Source organism: Akkermansia sp. N21169, assembly GCF_029854675.1.
Classification (GTDB): Bacteria; Verrucomicrobiota; Verrucomicrobiia; order Verrucomicrobiales; family Akkermansiaceae; genus Akkermansia.
The window spans coordinates 129,500-147,089 of record NZ_JARWNC010000037.1 but is presented as its reverse complement, the minus strand read 5'-3'; the positions used below and the strand labels follow the sequence as shown (position 1 = coordinate 147,089).

Below are 17,590 nucleotides of genomic sequence, written 5' to 3'. Positions count from 1 at the left end.
TGGAGATTCTCGATTTCGGCATCGGAGATCAGAGCGCAACCGGGCAGAGTTTTGACTGCTACCTTGAATTGATCGCCGGACAGGGTCGGGAGGGTGTTGAAGGTGGCTAGATTTTTTTCAAATTTATCGCGTGTCTGCTTGTCCTGTCCCGTAGCATCGGCAGGGATTTCGGACATTTTGTAAATAGCCAGCATGGAGCTGGTAATGGACTTTTTGGCGTCTGCCTCTTCAGCACGGGCAATGACGGGTCTGTTGATGGAGTCGAAGTACTGTACCTGGTTGGAGACGGTTTGCTGGTCGATGAAATCGCCCATGAACGGGGTGATGATGGCTCCCCCGAGAATAGCCATGATCAAGCCGGCGGCTCCTAGTTTGACTTCATTGCCCAATCCTCTCAGGGCAATACCGTAAATGGTGGGGAACATCAGGGACATGCAACCGGAAATGGCAACGAGGGCCCAGACGGACAGAGAGGAAGGAAGCCACATGGTTCCCAGGCAGCAGAGGATACCTGCTATGGCGAAGAGGGCCATCATATTGGCCGGATTGAATTTCTTCATCAGTGCGGTGGCTGTGGCTCGGCAGATAATGAAGAGAACGATGGAACAAAGGTAGTAGTTGGCGGCGGCGGCTTCCTGGGTACCCGGGAAGACGGCCATGACATATTTTACCGTCCATGTCCAGACGGTGATTTGGAGTCCGACATAGAAGAACTGGGCTATGACGCCGAAGCTGTAACGGGGAAGGCGGAGAAGCTTGAACAGAAGCTCCCGGTAATCGCGCATGAGCAAAAGGCACGCGAAGGGTCCGATCATCATGATCAGGATTTGGTTGATACGACCAAAGACGATACCGAACTGGTAATTGCAAACGATTTGGAAGATGAGGGGGATGATGATGCAGACGATGCACAGCCCGATACGTCCGAATTTGCGTCCGAGGTTATCTTTTCGGGACAGTGACGTTTCGTCCGTTGGCTTGTAGCGCATGAAGAAGAACCAGATAACGGCGGCAATGAGGACGAGGCCGACATAGGGAACGCAGACCCAGAAGAGCTCGTTGTTGACGATCTCGTTACGGATGGCAGGATCCATTGCCTTGCGGGTGTCGATGTCTGCGTCGCTCAGGTGGGAAAGGATGAAATACTGAGCCAGGAAAATGCCCGTCAGGGAACCGATCGGATTAAATGCCTGGGCAAAATTAAGTCGGCGTACGGCCGTGTCGTCCGGGCCCATGGAGAGGACGAACGGGTTGCATGTCGTTTCCAGCACGGACAGGCCGCCGGCAAGGATAAAGATGGCGTACAGGAAGAAGTCGAAACTCTGGCACCCGGCGGCGACGATGTAACCCAATGCTCCGATGATGTAGAATCCGAGGCCGATGAGAACACCTGTTTTGTAGGAGAACTCCTCAATCAGGATCGAGGCGAAGATGGCGAGTACCGCGTAAGCTCCGTAAAAGGAGATTTGAACGGCAGCCGATTCACCGGCATTGATCATGAAGATCTTACTGAAAGCGGGAACGAGGTTGTCCGTCATGTTGTTCAAAAGCCCCCATAGCGCGAAGCAGGAGACAAGCATGGCGAAAGGCACAAGATATTTCTTGGGTACAACAGGAGAGTTGGTAGGAATTGGCTTATCCATATTTCATTTGATGCTCTCATATTCTTCATGTCACGTCAATTTGGAAGTAAGCTGACGGCGCTTTTCATGTATAATGTCCTATTTACAACAACATAGGGCATTTCCAGTGGTGTGTTTTTGACGGGATTCGCGTTTTTGGAGGCTGTCCGGCATGAAAAATCCGGGGGGGGCCGATTTGAAAGAGTCGGCTCTTGTCCTGGAGGGAGAAGGGTGCTAGTTTCCGGCAAGCACGCCTGTTTTTTTTCCCTCCGGCGTGACGTACCTTCCTCAAAGTTATGGCAGCAGCTCTGATCCGAACATTGGCGATCATCCTGGCCTTCATCGCAGGCTATTTTCTTCCTTCCCTCAGTGGCCTGAGCTGGATGATCCGGTGGTTGATTGTCGGCATGCTGTTTATTACGTTTCTTGGGGTAAGGTTCGGCAAGTTGAAACCGGAACGCCGGCACTGGTTCATTGTCGTCGTGACTCTGGCAATGGGGCTTGGCCCCTTTTTTCTTTTGAAATGGCTCGGGTATGAGGATATTGCTATTGCCGCATTTTTTGTCGGTATTACCCCGACTGCGACGGCGGCTCCCGTCATCATGGGTTTTTTGAAGGGGAATGTGGAGTTTGTCCTGACTTCCCTGATTGTCGTGAATGCATCCATTTGTGCATTGATGCCTCTGATAATGCCCTTGGTGGTCGGGCGGGGAGGGATTGAAATTTACGGACAAGTAGCTGGGAGCGTCGGTTTTGTGATGATCGTTCCCTTCGTTCTGGCTATGATTGTGCGGAGGTGGAAACACAGATCTGTCTTGTGGCCCCGCAAGTTGAAAGATGTGTCTTTTGGAGCCTGGGTAGCCTGTCTTGTCCTGATTGCGGCGCATGCTTCGGACGATATTCATAACCGCCCCGAGCTTTCCCATTCCATTCTCTTGTGGATCGGGATTTTGTCTTTGGCAATTTGTGCGCTGAATTTCGGCATTGGTTATTTATTGGGAGGGCCGGATAGGAGGAGGGAATGCAGCCAGTCCCTGGGCCAGAAAAATACGACGCTGACTATCTTTCTGGCTATGATATACGCACCATCTCCCATTGCCTCCCTGGGGCCGACTTTTTACGTCCTGTGGCACAATTTGTGGAATGCCTGGCAGTTGAACCGTGCTGGCAGAGACAAGATGCGGGTTGTTCTCATGGATAATGAACGAACCGGCGAGTTGGAGAGTCTTTCCTATAAAGCCCGGAAATCCGGACGTTAACACTCTTCCCCGTAAATTCCTTGCGGGAGAAGGGAATGAATAGTATATCGGTGTCAACACCTAGGAGAATTAATATGATTAGCGATAAGATTGTCGAAGCACTCAATGAACAGTTGAAGTGGGAACTTTACTCTGCCAACCTTTACCTTTCCATGTCTGCATGGTTTCAGAATGAAGGCCTTCCGGGGTTTGCCAACTGGATGCGCGTGCAGTATCAGGAAGAAACGGCCCATGCTCTTAAATTCTACGATTTTGTCCTGAGTCGTGGAGGAAAGGTTAAGATGAGCTCTATCGAAGCTCCCGACCACAAATGGAAGAATATTCTGGATGTGTACGAGGCAACAGCCAAGCATGAAGCCGAAGTTACCCGCCGTATCAATGCCCTCACGAAGCTTAGCCGTGATGAAAACGATTATGCTTCGGAAATTTTCCTCCAGTGGTTTGTGACGGAACAAATCGAGGAAGAAGAAAATGTGAAGGAAATTCTCGGGCAGCTCAAGCTCATCGGCGGAGACGGTCAAGGCATCCTGATGCTGGACAAGGAATTTGCCACTCGTACCTTCGTGGCTCCTCCTGCCAATGGGAATAATTAATTGATTCCTTCGTCAATAATTTATCGGAGGGGCTGTCTCAGTCGGATTTTTCAATCCTTCGTGAGACAGCCCCTTTTTTAGGGATCACCGGGATGTTGGTAATGCTGTTTCAATCGTATTTCATTGCCTTTCGTTCAGGATGGTTACCCGGCGGACAGGCAGTTCCTCGGGAAATTCAACCAGATAAAAATCCGAACTCCCAGGCAGTTTACGGACAGAGGCTCCTTTCACAACGGGGCTACCGCCTTCCCGGTATATCAGGACACAGGCCGAATCCTTCAACGTAAAGATTATTTTCTCGTCTGTTCGGACGATTCCCTCTTCAATGCAGGAGGGAGAAAGATACTTGTCCGGATTTCCCAGAACTGCCCATCCTTTTTCAATGGGGGCAAGAAGGTAAAAAATGTCCTGCATGACGCCGCCCCGGAGGTTCGGCAAGCTCAGGGAGATCCCTTTGTCCGGCAGTTTGACTCCCTTCCGGTTTCTCCAATCATAGGCGACAAGACCTTCCTCAGGAATGTCCCATGAAGAAGTTGCTTTTTTACCCTGTATCATAGAAGGAGCCCATTTATACACGGAAGGCAACAACTTTCCGGAACGAGTGGAAGGTTCCGTGTTCAGATTATAATATACTACGGCCGCACATTTATTGTTGAGCGGAGCAATGACTCCATACAGGCTGTCGCTTTCCAGCGGATGGATGAAGCAGGATTCCGGGAGAGCCGTGGCCGGTGCCAGAGGGCGCAGGATCTTTCCCTTCTTGTTGATCAGGGGCCAAATCCTGTCCGGTTGGAAGTCCTCGGGTTTGTCAGACAAATAGACGGGAGCCCCGGAAAGAGCTTTGGATAGGGCCATTACATCCCCGCAGACGGGATCGGAGGAATGGAACATGTCGTGGTCCGGCCATACCGTTTGTCCTAGCAGGAGCGTATTGGTATAAGACTGAAAAAGATGACTGCGCGAGGCATTCAGGTTATTCAGGGAGTAGTCTATGCTGCATCGGGTGACCGGGCTGGTTCCGGTGTTGAATATGTGGAGTGTTCCCTGTGCCATGCAATTGATCATGCCCAGCAGACCGGAAGCATCAACCGCCCGATTGAGTGACCGGGAACACCAGACGGACTGCCTGGAGGGATTTCCGGTACCCGCCACTTTCTTGAGATATTCCGTTTGGTAGTCCACTTTGATGAAATCAAAGCCTTCTCCCTTCCGGTTGCGGACGGAATTCATGAAATCCCGGTAGAAATCCCGCGTGTCTTTCATGCTTTTTCCTGGAAAATACGTATTGTTTTTCCTGATGAATCTGGAGTTCATTCCCAGATCATTGTTTACGTCAATGCCGCCCGTGTCCCCATAAAAACAGTGCCAGAGTCCCATCCACCGAATTTTATCGGGACGGGAAGAATTACGCTGTTTCAGGAGAGGCTCCCATCCCTGAGGAAATTTTTTCTTGTCCGGCAGGAATGACCGTAGTTGAAACTGATTGCTGGTATTCTGAAATCCCGCGTCCACCAGCATCCAACGTACGGGCAGAGGGGATTCATTGATGGACTGGGCAGTGCGTAGCAGTAGATTCGAATTGATGCCATGGCGGTATTGTTCCCAGCTGCACCATCCCAGGTAACGGAAAGGCTCGGGATAATGGGAGTCCTTGGTCCATCTCCAATTAGAATGTCCTTTCAACTGCGGATGTGAGACGGCTTTTTTCCATGTCGCACGCATAGCTTCGTACAGGTTACCGGAAACACCGAAGCAAAGCATGGGCTCCTTTTCATTCGTGATGGATTCGGAGCCCAGAGTTCCGCTTTTAACCTGTAGAGCGTTTCCTTCCACCTCAAGCCAGGAGACTGACCCGTTGCCACACAATGGCAACATGACAAGATAGTTGCCGTTTTCCAAACGGAACAGGGCCAGCATGCCGTGGGAATCCGGACTGCCGCCAGCTGCCGGATTCCGCAAATTCAATGCCTCTTCCAATGAAGCCGCACTCCAGGGCAATACCCTGTTGCATCCTGACGGCCAACGACCGGCCTCTGCCGCAAACCATGTGACGCTTTCATATGGAGGAAGATTGATTCGCAAGGAATATTCCTCGCCTTCCTGGGCAGGATGGATTTTTCCGGCGGAGGAAACTTCCAGAAGGGCTGGCGCCTTTTCCGTTCCCCGGATGTCTAGTGAAGGGCTTGTGCCTTTCTCCATCCCCGTCTCCGGGGTCAGCACTATGCCGTTTAAGGAGCCGAAACCACCTTCCGCTTTTACCGTGAAAGCCAAGGTGCGGGAATCAGAGGATACCGTAACTACTTTGTTGAAATAAAGGCCACGTTCATTTTCTTGCGTTCCTACGGCACAGTTTCCGCCCACGGACAGTCCCGGAGTTCCATTCACGGCAATGGTCATGTGGGCGACTTTTTCAACGGAGCGTCCTGCAAAAATTTCCAGTCTGTAGGTTCCCGGTTTCAGGTTGGAAAAGGTCCAGGTCTGGGAGCCGTCTTTCAGGAAAACCCCATCCATCGCAGCGGAGGCCGGCCATTTTCCTACAGCGGTTCCCCCCAAGGCCATCTCAGGAACGTCTTCCTTCAGTGGTTCATACTTTTTTTGATCCAGTCCGGGTGTGCCATAAATACCTCCTTTTCCTGTTACGGTCAGGGAAAGGGGGGCAGCAATAGGATCAACGCTCAGAGAAGAAGCAATAAACACGACATTCTCCCGGGGTGCTTCTGTGACGGGACTGTCTAAAAACAAGGGAATCTTTTCCTGTGCGGATTTGTTTTGATTCTCCAAGGCAAGCTGATGCCATCCTTCTTTCTCCGTGCGGCCTGCATAACGGCCCAAGTCAAGCCGAAGGGATTCCGCTCCGGAAGAGGCGGAAAACAATATGCAGCCAATCACACAGAAAACATTAAAAATATTCTTTGAAATCCACATTTTTTACTATGAAACAGTATAATTTATTACTATTTAGCGGGTTGTTGTTGCTGTTTTAATTCCCGGTCCATCATTTTGGCAACATCGGGATGCCGGGAAATAATATTGCGACTTTCCCCCAAGTCATCCTTGAGGTTGAATAAAAGTCCATCGGGAGCATTTTTTCTTTCTTCCGATGAGAGGCTTTCCGGGGGGATGTACTTCCAATCTCCTTTGAGGAAAGCCAGATTTTTATCTCCGAACCCGTGTTCGACAAGTTCCTGACGTCCTTTCTTGCTGTGTCCTAGCAAGGCTGGCAGAAGATTCTGACTGTCGGGAAAAGCTCCGGCAGGTATGTTTTGTTTAGTCAGAGAGGCAAGAGATGCTCCCAAATCCATTTGGCAGACCAGGGCATCACTTGTTCCTGGATCTACTTTGCCGGGCCACCAAACGATGAAAGGGATCCGGGTACCTCCTTCGAAGACTGAGCATTTGCCTCCCCGCAGGTTTCCGGCAGGCCGGTGGTTGTTTAAATCCCGTTCGGCTCCATCGGCATATCCGTCGTCGACCACAGGGCCATTGTCACTCGAAAAAATAATGAGCGTATCGTCTTTGATTCCCTGTTGTTCCAGTACTTCCATGATCCGTCTCAGGCAATCGTCCATCTGAACGGTTGCATCTCCTCTGATACCGCATTGGCTTTTACCCAGAAACCTCTTATGGGGATCCCGGGGAACATGAATATCATTGGTGGCAAAGTACATGAAGAAAGGTTTTTCACTGTTGGCCCGAATGAATTTGACCGCCTCGTCGGTCAATGTATCGGCCAGATCGCCGTCTTTCCATAATGCGGCTTTCCCGCCTTTCATAAATCCGATCCGGCTGATGCCATCAACGATGGTTCCGTTATGCCCCATGCTGGGATGGAAACGCAAGAGTTCCGGATGATCCTTGCCGGTAGGTTCTCCCGGGAAATTCTTCTTATAGCTGACTTCAATCGGGTCGTTGGGATCGAGATTGACGACTTTGCCGTCCCTGAGATAGACGCAGGGCACCCGGTCGGCGGTGGCAGCCATAATAAAACTTTCGTCAAATCCGACTTCTTTGAGGCCGGGTGTTATGGGTTTGTTCCAGTCGATGTTACCCTTGCCCAAACCCAGATGCCATTTGCCGATGGCGCATGTTTTGTATCCGGCCTGTTTGAGCATGGAAGGAAGAGTCATTCTTTGATCGGCTGTGGGAACAACCATGGCTGCGTCCCCCGGCAGGATATGGACTCCTTTCTTTCTCCACGGATATTCTCCGGTCATGACGGCATAACGGGACGGGGTGCAGACCGATGTCGTACTGTGTGCGTTGGTAAACCGCAATCCCTGATCGGCCAGCTTGTCAATATTCGGAGTCGGTATCTTCGTCGCCCCATAACATCCCGTATCTCCATATCCCAGATCATCCGTGTAGAAGTAAATGATTGCTTTGGGGGCTTTCGGCAATGGCTGTTCTATTTCCTGATTGGCGGAAGGAGGCAATTGACCGGGTAATGGTTCTGCCTTTCCCGGTATGAGTGAAATGGACACCATGGCTGCGGCAAACCATAATTTTGGACGAAGCATCCAACAGGAATTATAGAGATAGGATCGTATTTTCATCAGTTTTTCATATCGTATGCATGGAGATGAGTAAGTCAATAAAACATCAATAATTAAAAAAATTAACATTCGGATTAGACGATGATCAAGAGTGTTGAAGCGGTAACATTCTTGGAGTTTGAACTGTCCGTAATGCTAAAATAGTTTCTTCAAACTATTCGGCAATAAGAGAGATAATTACCCTTTTTGTATTACGGTTGTCTATTATATGATCCCTTGAGCGTCCGGATGGCTTTGTTGTTGGAGAAAAGAATAAGGATGACGCAGAGTGTGAAAATGACCAGAGAAATGTACCATAGATAAGTTGGAAGCATCATTTCCGTACTACAAATCATAAATATTTGCATGATGATGCAGACGATGAAAAAGTTTCTGGTGTTACGTATCATGGGGATGTCGGCCCATTTGCCTGTTGAATAAACAACGAGGATGAGAAAGGAGGGCAGGAAGGAAACGATGAGGACGATGACGTTGATGATATAGTAATCAGGTGTCCAAAAGGATTGGGTCAGCATGCCGGGAAAGAAAGGAAAACCTGCTGTCAGGGAATTGGCTGCAAGTAGTACGACTAAACAGGTTATGGGAGACAGACTGGGGAAGATTTCAGTTCCGTCGGATAATTTCAGGCGAATTGCCAAGGTAAAACTCAAGGAGAGAAAGAACAGTAATTGTAGAAACCAATTCCAGTTGACGACAGTCAGAAATGCGAAATTATCATAAATAGAAAAGAAGGGAATCGATGATTTTAATAGAATTACTCCTATAATTATACCGGCTGCCACAAAACATAACAATGTCAGGATAAGCCATTTGGGAATGATGAGCGGAGGCCATTCCCGGAAGGCTGGTTCTCCTTTGTCCTGTCGATAGATGATAATGAGTTTGTTGGTAAGATAGACGACTCCCCCTTGCACGATGAAGGTACTCACGGATGAGATCCAATGAGAGTTCTCCTGGTAGAAGCTCAGAAAGCCCTTGAAGTTGTACCATTTGTCATTCTCAAACATATTGGCAGTTTGCATGAGCGCCAAGAGAATCAACAGGGATCCACATGTTTTGACCTGTTTATATCTTTTCCATTTGCCGTATGTCATCGTAATGGCCGGCACAAGGAGGGCGGCAAGACGTATGGGGGAGCGTAACTGGTAGCAGGAGAAAGGAAGTGAGGTCGCCAGAATGTTGAGACCGATGACTATTCCGGTGATGATCCATGGGTTGGATATGCGACTTGTGGATCGGTCTTCCATTCTCCTGATGACCATCAATCTGTAGATGCTGATGTAGAATAAAATATGCAGAATATACATCAGGTTGTCAAAGATACCTGACGGACCGCGAAGAGAGATTCTGTCTCCATAAAGGGTTGGCAGGGAGGGCCAGTTCCAATAAGGGGTAAGAGACAGTCCCAGAAGGAGCATGAATAAACCAGCCCATTTGAGTAAAGACGGCGAAATGGGGATGGGCAGTAAAATCCGGGAAGAATTTCCGATTTCTTGCATGATAGAACTACTTTTAGTCCTATTTGTCTGGAAGTAAAGAGGTAAAGGTAAGGGATAGATTCTCCCGGAAAGAAATCGTCCTTATTTTGGGACGGCAGTTTCTTTATCCACATGAAGAGTTCGGAACGGAGAGGGCAGGACTGCCGTTCCTGTAATAGCGGGCAACGAGCATGCGAGCTTCGTCCATGTTGTCTGTGAAGGCGAAAAAGTCAATGTTCCGGCATTTCAGTTGAAAGTAATGCGGGAAGAAAAGGACATCGGTGATGTCTTGCCAGTCTGCACTTTCTACGGTGCAGTAGTTGCCTGTGGTCAGCCAGTTGTTATCGTCTTTACCCGGGATAATCCAACGTACTCCCCGGTGGTCGACGAGGGAAATCATGTTTCCCTCTTTCATGTTCAAATACAGTCGTTTATAGTTTTTGAAAAGCCATATTCTCAAACCGGCCAGACAACACACGGCTATGATGAATAAAATGAGGTGGGAGGTAAGGTATGCATAGACGCCGATCCAGACGAGGAGGAGAAGGTTCAAAGAAGAACTAATGGGCATTCCCCAAGGAGAAAAGACGAGGTTCCATAGGAAATATCCGATGTGATCGGGATTGTTGTAAAGAGCCATTTGAGGAACATCCGACCAGTTTTTGGGACAGGAACCTACCTCTTTGAGGCGAATGATCGAACGATAAACTCCATGTCCCGACCAGAGTATGGCACAACCTAGCGAAAGCCCGGATTCCCAAGTAATCTTGCTGTTGTCGATGATCCTCATAAAGAGGAAGACAAGGGACACCAACAGACTGGCGCTGATGATGAGTCCTGCTGTGGCCCTGGTTTTGGTGACTTTCATCGGAGAAGGGAGGGGGGGGAGTGGTTGACCCTGGTGAGGGAGTTGACTAGGGCTTGGGTTTTGGTGCCGGGCAGGACATTGAGATCCATGTGGTTCATGGTGTAGGCGAAGGAGAGTCCATTGATGGGATCTGCAAAGGCGTGGGAGCCTCCAGCCCCTGCATGACCGAAACCCTCGTAGCCGAAAAGGTGGCGGAGGGGTATGCCGGTAGCTGGATCACGGGGATCCAGCATGAAACCGCAGGAATAGGCTGTGGGTGTGAGCATGGTTTTGTCTTCTCCGTCTGTAACGATCGTCGTCATCCAGGAACGGACTTCATCCGGAATGAAGGGAGAAGATGTACCAGGCGGATTCAGGCTGCCGAGGCAAATCTGGTAGAAGGAGGCCAGTCCTTGTGCGGATGCGACGGCACCGAATGCGGGGGAGGCGCATGTCCAGCCGGCTGGGGTATTCATCTGGCGGACGGTGTTGATGCCGACGAGGGAATGAAAGGCGCGGAAGATGGGCGTGCCGGGCTGGAGGTATTCCTTGTAGAAGGGGGTAGAGAGGCTTTCCTTGTCTGCTTTGCCGGGGTAGAGTGTCGCAACCCGGTCAAAATGCTCTTCCGGTAGCCCGATGAAAAGGTCCAGCCCGAAAATGGTACGGATATTGCGCTCCCACCAGGTACCGATGCGTTCTCCCGTGAGACGGATCATGAGTTCGTCCATGATGGGACCGTAGGTATGCGGGTGATAGCCGTGATCGGGAGGGTACCAGGCGGGGTCGGTTCTTTCGATAGCAGCCACGCAGGCTTCATGGTCGAACAGGTCTACGGGTCTGTCGAAGGCTGCCAGGCCGCACTGGTGAGACATGAGCTGGCGGACTGTGGCTCCGGGCATGGGGAAAGACGGCCAGATGTCTCCGATGACGAGCGAAGGATCGGCACCCTGGGAGTGCAAGGCCAGCAGGATACAAGCGGCGGCGGGTCCTTTGGTAGCGGAGTAAACGGGGACGAGTGTCCGGTTTGACCAGGGCGTTGTACGGGCGTGCGTCGTGTAACCTCGGTGGAGGGATAATATTTCCCGGCCATCCTTCCAAACGGATACTGAAGCTCCGATTTCGCCCCGAAAGTTGAAGTTGTCGTCAAAAGCGATATGCAGCCTTGAGGGGCGATTGGATAGGGAGGAAACCATTTTTTTATACGGGTTGGATGCTGCAAACGGTCAGAACGTTGATTTTGACTCGGAATTTGATGTCAAACCCGCCGTAGGTGAGGCCGTAGATACGGTCGGGGTCGTCCTGGTAGGAGGGGCGGGGATCCTGGGAGAGTGTTTGGCGTAGAGGGGAAAGATAACTTGGAGGAAGAACAGCTTCCCATTCGGGAGGTATCAAGACATCAAGGTTGTGGTCGAAGACCTGGCCAGCGAAGCCGTCTGATGCATCCGGGATACAGTCGGCAAACGGAAGGTAGGGTTTGATGTCCAGAATGGGGGTTCCGTCCATCAGGTCTGCTCCGAGGACATGGAGCAAGGGACCGAGTTCGGGGTGTACCTCCAGCCGGTCCAGTTTGACGGCAGACAAGCCTATGGGATTGGGGCGAAACGGGGAGCGCGTTGCAAAGACACCCATGCGCGTGTTGCCTCCAAGACGCGGCGGACGGACGGTGGGGCTCCAGGTGTCGCGTATGTTTTCACTGAACAGCCAGATGAGCCACAGATGGGAGAAGCCTTGCAGGCCGCGAATGGCATCGGGATTGCGGAATTCCGGCTCGAAGCGGATGGTTCCCGGATCATCGGGGATCAATCCGCTTTGCCGGGGAATTCCGAATTTTCCCGGGTAACATGTACGGATGGTCGCAATCGGGCGCATGGTCTGCGGCGAGGAGGAAATGGAGGGGGGACTGTTGTGTTCCGGAAACACCCTCAGACGGGAAATGTGATCCGGTTTTAGAACAGGTGCGCTTTGCCGTTGACGAAGACAGCCTGGACTTTACCGGGAATGGTTTGCCCGAGGAAGGGGGTGTTGCGGGAACGACTCTTGAGAAAGTCTTCCGTAACGACGGTGTTTTCGTCGGGATTGAAGAGAACGAAGTCCGCGCTGACGCCTGCTTCCAGAGTGGCGTTGGGGAGGTGCATGAGCTTCCGGGGGGTGTCACAACAGAGTGTGACGATCTGATGCCAGGTGAGGAGACCGGGTTTGACCAGATGGGCATATAATGCGGGCAGGAAGGTATCCAGAAGGGCCATTCCGTGGGGAGCGACGCAGAAGTCCTGCTTTTTCTCGAACGGGGTAGCCGGGGTGTGGTCGGAGACGATGCAGTCGATGGTGCCGTCCTGAAGAGCGGCGATCAGGGCGTCTTTGTCCTTTTGGTCGCGGAGGGGAGGAAGAGTTTTGTAGGTCGTGTCGTAGTCTCCAACGTTTTCATGGGTAAAAAGAAGATGATGGAGAGCGACTTCCGCGCTCAGGTTCGGACGTTCTTTTTTCCATTGGCGGATGGCTTCGGCTCCTCCGGCGGTCGAGACGGTCTGGATATGGAGGGAGGCCTCCGTAGCGGCGGCCAGGCGGATGATCGTGTCGATGCCGATTTCTTCTGCACAGACGGGAGAACCGGCCAGGCCGAGGCGGTATGAAGTGGGAGAGGGGTGCATGACTCCTTTGGCGGTCAGAGCCGGTACGTCTCCGCGTAGGGCGAAGGTGATGCCCAGGGGGGCTGCATACTGCATGGCTCGGTAGAGAAGGAGCATGTTGGACGGAACATGGTCCGCATCGGTGATGAACTGGACGCCTTTGGCTCTCAGGGAATCGTAAGAGACCTGTTCTTTTCCTTCAGCTCCTTTGGTGATGCATCCGGTCGGGATGACTGTTACGGGGGATTGTTCCTGGCACAATTCCAGCAAGGATTGGATTTGTGCGGAATTGTCCATGACGGGGGAAGTATCCGGCATGGCCTGGAGACCGGTGACTCCGCCGTGCAGGGCTGCGGCGGTAGCGGTGGCGATACGTTCGCGGTTTTCGTAGCCGGGCTGTCCGAGATGGGCGTGCAAGTCAAAGAGGCCGGGAAGAACGAGGGATCCGCCGGCATCAACGAGCGAGGCTCCTGAAGGGGCGGTCTGGGAACCGGCGGGAGAGATGCTTTCGATCATGCCTCCGGCAACCGTCATGTCGATTTTGTCTCCTGTCGTTGCGACGCAAGCATTGCGAATGAAATAGGTGCTCATGGAAAGAAAGGGCTCAGTGTTGGGTTTGGGGGCAAAGGTGGTAGAGGACGGACATGCGGCAGGCGATGCCGTTTTCTACCTGCGTGTTGATGAGGCAGCGTTCGTACTCCATCGCGGCATCGCAGATTTCCACGCCGCGGTTGACGGGACCGGGGTGCATGATGTACATGCCTTCGCCGGCGATGCGTTCCAGGCGTTCTTCCGTGACGCCGTAGATTTTGTTGTACTCGCGCGAGCTGGGGAAGAAGGGAGCGTCCTGGCGTTCCTTCTGGACGCGGAGGAGGTAGATGAAATCAGGTTTCCAGGCAAAGGCCTCGTCGAATGTTTTGAAGATCGGTATGCCGGAATGGGCTGTCGGAGGTACGAGCGAACCCGGCCCCAGATAGGCGACCTGGGCGCCCAGCCTTTTCAAGATGAGGGAGGTGGAACGTGCTACGCGGGAGTGGAGGATGTCTCCGATGATGACGATTTTCCTTCCGGCGATGCTGCCGGAGGCCTCGCGGATGGTGAAGGCGTCCAGCAGAGCCTGGGTGGGATGGGCGTGGGCGCCGTCCCCGGCATTGATGACACTGGCGTTGGTAGCACGGGCGATCACGGCGGGGAGGCCGCTGTTGTAGTGGCGCACGATGATATAGTCCATTTTCATGGACTGGAGGGTTGCGATCGTGTCGTGGACGGATTCTCCCTTGACGACGGATGAGGTGGATACTGTGAAGCTTGTGACATCGGCCGAGAGGCGTTCCGCGGCGACTTCAAATGAGGAGTGCGTGCGAGTGCTCGGTTCGTAGAACAGGGTGAGCACGGATTTCCCTTTGAGGGCGGGTACTTTTTTGACGCTTTTGGTGAACAGTTCTTTCATCGGCATGGCCGATTCAAGGAGAGTCGCAATTTCTTCGTCGCTCAGGGAGGATATGTTTAGTAGATCCTTGCGTGGATTCATTGTCGGTAGAGGAAGAATGTATTTCTGGGAAAACCTTGGGATGCGGATATGAAAAAGGGCCTATGATTAGGCCCTGGATTGAAGAAAGACAACGTCGATGTCGTCGATTTCCTGGAGTTTGACGATGACTTTATCGTCCGTGTTGTCCATTTGGTGACCGACGTAGTCAGGCTGGATGGGGACTTCCCGTCCGCTTCGATCAATCAGGCAGGCCAGTTCGATGCGGGCCGGACGGCCATAGTCGAAGATGGCGTTGAGAGCTGCACGAATGGTCCGGCCCGTGTTCAAGACATCATCGACCAGGACGATGCGCATGTCGTCAGTCGAAAAGGACAGGTTGGACGAACGCAAAGCAGGTTTTGCTTCGAGCTTGTAGATGTCGTCCCGGTAGAGTGAAATGTCAATGGCGCCGCACATGGTGTCGACGCCGAGTTCACGGATCATGGTCGCCAGGCGCATGGCCAGGACGTCTCCCCGGCTGAGAAGGCCGACGATGCCCAACGGCTCCCCGTTGTTGCGGGCAGCAATGCCCATGGCTATTCGGGTGAGAGCCAGCCGTATGCCTTCCTCGTCCAGAATCGGTTCAGTGATGTGTTTCATGGCTGGAGTGGATGGATGATCCCGGCAATGCCGGGGTGGGGAGATTGAAAGGCCTTTATTTGGCGGCCAGTTTGAGAATGCGGTGTGCAGCCATGGCAGCGTTGACGGGAGCCTTCTTGTGAAGTCCGACCGTCGTGCAGGGAACTCCGCCGGGCACTTGTGAAATAGCCAGCAGAGCGTCGATGCCGTTCAGGGGGCCGCCGGGAACCGGTACGCCGATAACGGGTAGGGAACAACTCATGACGACGACTCCCGGAAGGGCTGCGGAAAGGCCGGCTACGGCTAGAATAACAGCTTTTTCTCCGCTGTTTTCAAGATCTTGAAGGTACTGCATGAGTTCGGGAAGATCTCTGTGCGCGGAAAGAACCGTTTCCTCGTAAGAGACATGTTGCTCGTCGAAGTAGACGCGTGCGGGTTCCATGAAGGGTTTGTCGTTGGCGCTTCCGTAGATCACGATGACTTTCATTGTACAAATAAGGTTGAGTGGATGGGGTCTGGATGAGTTATTCCACGATTGGGGCATTCTGGCAAGAACGGAGTCAGGGTATTTTCCCGGAGGTTGTTTCCGGGGAGAAGTTCGTATCGGACATGTGGCTTATTTGAATATTTCCTTATTATAGGAAAAATATTCGATAAAACGGGAAATATATTTATATAATTATTCCAATTCAAGATTATATTTGCAAATTAGTGAATGATTTTGGATTTTGCAGTCTCACAGAAAGACTCGATGTCAAAATTTATAATAACCATTCTTGTCTTGAAGCTTTGAAAATTGAAATTTGAATTGTCACATATGAGAATACATGCCTCTCCAACTTAACCGATACATGCAACAAAACACAGAAATGAGACACAGTGAAAAGGACATCGCAGCCGCCCTGTTGGACGGAAGCGGCGTCAAGCTTCTGGATGCAGTATTACTTGCCTTGGATCTGCTGCGGGAATGCGGTGGACGAGGCAATAAACTACGTCGAGCAAGAAAAGGTATAGCCATGGGGGCGGATGCCCTTAGGCGACTTGAAAAAACAGTTACGTTTGACAAGGCTCTTCAAGCGACAATAGAAGCTAAAAGCCACCGGCGTTCGCGAACGGTGCGGGATATCCGCTACGTGATGGGGACGCTGATGCGTTCGTGTCCTGAAATTAAAAGGAGACATATCAGTGCCATGACCCCGGAGGAATGCCAGGAATATTTGGACAAGGCGTTTACCACAACGCGCCAGAAGTTCAAGGCCCGCGTGATTATGAATGGGATTTTTACATTGTCCCAGAAAAGAGGTTGGTGCGCGGACAATCCGATCGACCGGGTGGACGTGCCTGTCGTATATGAGCGGCAGATACGGGCTCTTTCGATCGATGAGATTCTTCAATTGAGGAATGTAGCCCTTGCAGATGAGGAATCCGGCTTATGTGCGCCGGCTTTCGGATTGATGCTCTATGCCGGGATCCGCCCCCGGGAAGTGGAGCGCCTCCGTTGGAAGGAACTGGACTTGAAGGACGGCGTGGTGCATATCATGCCCAATCACAGTAAGACCGGAGGGATGCGTCATGTGACCCTCTATCCTGTACTGAGGCGCTGGCTTGCCAAATTCCCGACCGGCAACCCCGATCAGAAGATCTGTCCCGTCCTTTGGCCTAAACGATGGAAGAGGATGCGTGCATTGGCCGGATGGGGAACGGAAAAGGGGCAGCGTCCCTGGCTTCAGGATTGCCTGAGGCATACGTTCGCATCTTACCATGCCAAGCATTTCAAGAGCCTTGACTCCCTCCAGATGGAGATGGGTCATCATTCCTCACTGTTGCTGAGAACCCGCTATCTCAATATGAGCGGAATCAGTGCAAAAAACGCAGAGGAATTTTGGAATATGGAATAAATTGAAAGGTTGCCGACTATGTGTAGGCTCCTCCATGGCTGATACCTGAGCGGGAATTGGCCATAAAAATGACCGGTAACGCTGCAGGAAGCGTTACCGGTCATTTTTTACTTTTTAAAGGGAGAAGGGCTGTCCCGGGGGATACCTCTCGGATTTGTTAAAAGATATTTATGTCGTTCGGGAGATAGAAGACTTTGCCGTCGTAGGGATCGATTACTTTTTGTCCGGGTTTCATACCGGTCGTATCCAGTCTGCGGTAGGGCTGATAGGGGGAATGGACGCAATTGCGGTACCCGGATTCCAGGCCATAGGGAATTTGGTCTCCTGCGTAATCAATTTTTCGAGTAGAAAGTTCGGAAGAAGCGGGCAGTTCATAGGGATCGACAGGCAGTAGTTTGACGTGTTGCTGGGTTCCTTCATAAGGGATGACTGTGGCCGGTTTGTCACCGACGTATTCCGGTTTGGGGCTCAGGTGGTCATACCAGTAGCTGACGCATGACGACAGTCCGGCACAGAGCGGAAGAAGCAGAAAAGAAAAAAACCGCAGGTTCATGGTAGAATGAGTCTTGGAGAGAGTGTAACGTTCAAATGCAGACCGGGAAA

14 protein-coding genes and 1 pseudogene are annotated in these 17,590 nt (G+C 51.8%); 3 read left to right on the top strand and 12 right to left on the bottom strand.

Translation table 11 applies throughout. The features are described 5' to 3' along the window. Positions 1-296: 296 nt before the first annotated feature. A pseudogene (locus tag QET40_RS06335) lies at positions 297-1,643 on the bottom strand (sugar MFS transporter); the annotation flags it as partial. A gap of 275 nt (positions 1,644-1,918) precedes the next feature. Here QET40_RS06335 and QET40_RS06330 point away from each other — a divergent pair. Both QET40_RS06330 and QET40_RS06325 read left to right on the top strand, forming a co-directional pair. Continuing rightward, a complete protein-coding gene (locus tag QET40_RS06330; RefSeq protein ID WP_280126332.1) occupies positions 1,919-2,881 on the top strand; it encodes a bile acid:sodium symporter in 963 nt (320 codons plus the stop codon). A gap of 74 nt (positions 2,882-2,955) precedes the next feature. Beyond that, a complete protein-coding gene (locus QET40_RS06325; protein ID WP_280126331.1) occupies positions 2,956-3,474 on the top strand; it encodes a ferritin in 519 nt (172 codons plus the stop codon). A gap of 120 nt (positions 3,475-3,594) precedes the next feature. Here QET40_RS06325 and QET40_RS06320 read toward each other — a convergent pair whose 3' ends face one another. From QET40_RS06320 to QET40_RS06275, 10 genes are all read right to left on the bottom strand, one after another. Continuing rightward, entirely contained in the window at positions 3,595-6,363 is a 2,769-nt protein-coding gene (locus tag QET40_RS06320) for a Sip1-related alpha-galactosidase (protein ID WP_280126330.1), read from the bottom strand. A 65-nt stretch (positions 6,364-6,428) separates the two neighbouring features. Further along, a complete protein-coding gene (locus QET40_RS06315; RefSeq protein WP_280126329.1) occupies positions 6,429-7,958 on the bottom strand; it encodes an arylsulfatase in 1,530 nt (509 codons plus the stop codon). A gap of 260 nt (positions 7,959-8,218) precedes the next feature. Then, the gene (locus QET40_RS06310; protein WP_280126328.1) at positions 8,219-9,526 is read right to left on the bottom strand and encodes a hypothetical protein; all 1,308 of its coding nucleotides are present in this window, start codon (positions 9,524-9,526) and stop codon (positions 8,219-8,221) included. A gap of 103 nt (positions 9,527-9,629) precedes the next feature. Continuing rightward, positions 9,630-10,373, bottom strand: a complete 744-nt coding sequence (locus QET40_RS06305) for a hypothetical protein (protein WP_280126327.1) — start codon at positions 10,371-10,373, stop codon at positions 9,630-9,632. After that, positions 10,370-11,545 (bottom strand): serine hydrolase domain-containing protein, encoded by a 1,176-nt coding sequence (locus QET40_RS06300; protein ID WP_280126326.1) that lies wholly within the window; start codon positions 11,543-11,545, stop codon positions 10,370-10,372. The genes QET40_RS06305 and QET40_RS06300 overlap by 4 nt, the downstream gene beginning before the upstream one ends. Before the next feature lie 4 nt (positions 11,546-11,549). Next, complete coding sequence (gene tsaA, locus QET40_RS06295; RefSeq protein ID WP_280126325.1) at positions 11,550-12,221, bottom strand: tRNA (N6-threonylcarbamoyladenosine(37)-N6)-methyltransferase TrmO; 672 nt, start codon at positions 12,219-12,221, stop codon at positions 11,550-11,552. A gap of 77 nt (positions 12,222-12,298) precedes the next feature. Further along, the gene (locus QET40_RS06290; RefSeq protein WP_280126324.1) at positions 12,299-13,570 is read right to left on the bottom strand and encodes a dihydroorotase; all 1,272 of its coding nucleotides are present in this window, start codon (positions 13,568-13,570) and stop codon (positions 12,299-12,301) included. Between the two features lie 13 nt (positions 13,571-13,583). Next, on the bottom strand, positions 13,584-14,510 hold the full coding sequence (locus tag QET40_RS06285; RefSeq protein WP_280126323.1) for an aspartate carbamoyltransferase catalytic subunit: 927 nt from the start codon (positions 14,508-14,510) through the stop codon (positions 13,584-13,586). A gap of 66 nt (positions 14,511-14,576) precedes the next feature. Then, positions 14,577-15,110 (bottom strand): bifunctional pyr operon transcriptional regulator/uracil phosphoribosyltransferase PyrR, encoded by a 534-nt coding sequence (gene pyrR, locus QET40_RS06280; protein WP_280126322.1) that lies wholly within the window; start codon positions 15,108-15,110, stop codon positions 14,577-14,579. Positions 15,111-15,165: 55 nt separating this feature from the next. Continuing rightward, positions 15,166-15,576, bottom strand: coding sequence for a 5-(carboxyamino)imidazole ribonucleotide mutase (locus tag QET40_RS06275; RefSeq protein ID WP_280126321.1), 411 nt, complete (start codon positions 15,574-15,576; stop codon positions 15,166-15,168). 364 nt (positions 15,577-15,940) lie between these two features. Here QET40_RS06275 and QET40_RS06270 point away from each other — a divergent pair, with 364 nt between their 5' ends. Further along, complete coding sequence (locus tag QET40_RS06270) at positions 15,941-16,987, top strand: tyrosine-type recombinase/integrase (RefSeq protein ID WP_280126320.1); 1,047 nt, start codon at positions 15,941-15,943, stop codon at positions 16,985-16,987. 157 nt (positions 16,988-17,144) lie between these two features. Here the strand turns inward: QET40_RS06270 and QET40_RS06265 are convergent, their stop codons facing one another. Next, positions 17,145-17,540, bottom strand: coding sequence for a hypothetical protein (locus QET40_RS06265; RefSeq protein ID WP_280126319.1), 396 nt, complete (start codon positions 17,538-17,540; stop codon positions 17,145-17,147). Between the last annotated feature and the right edge of the window lie 50 nt (positions 17,541-17,590).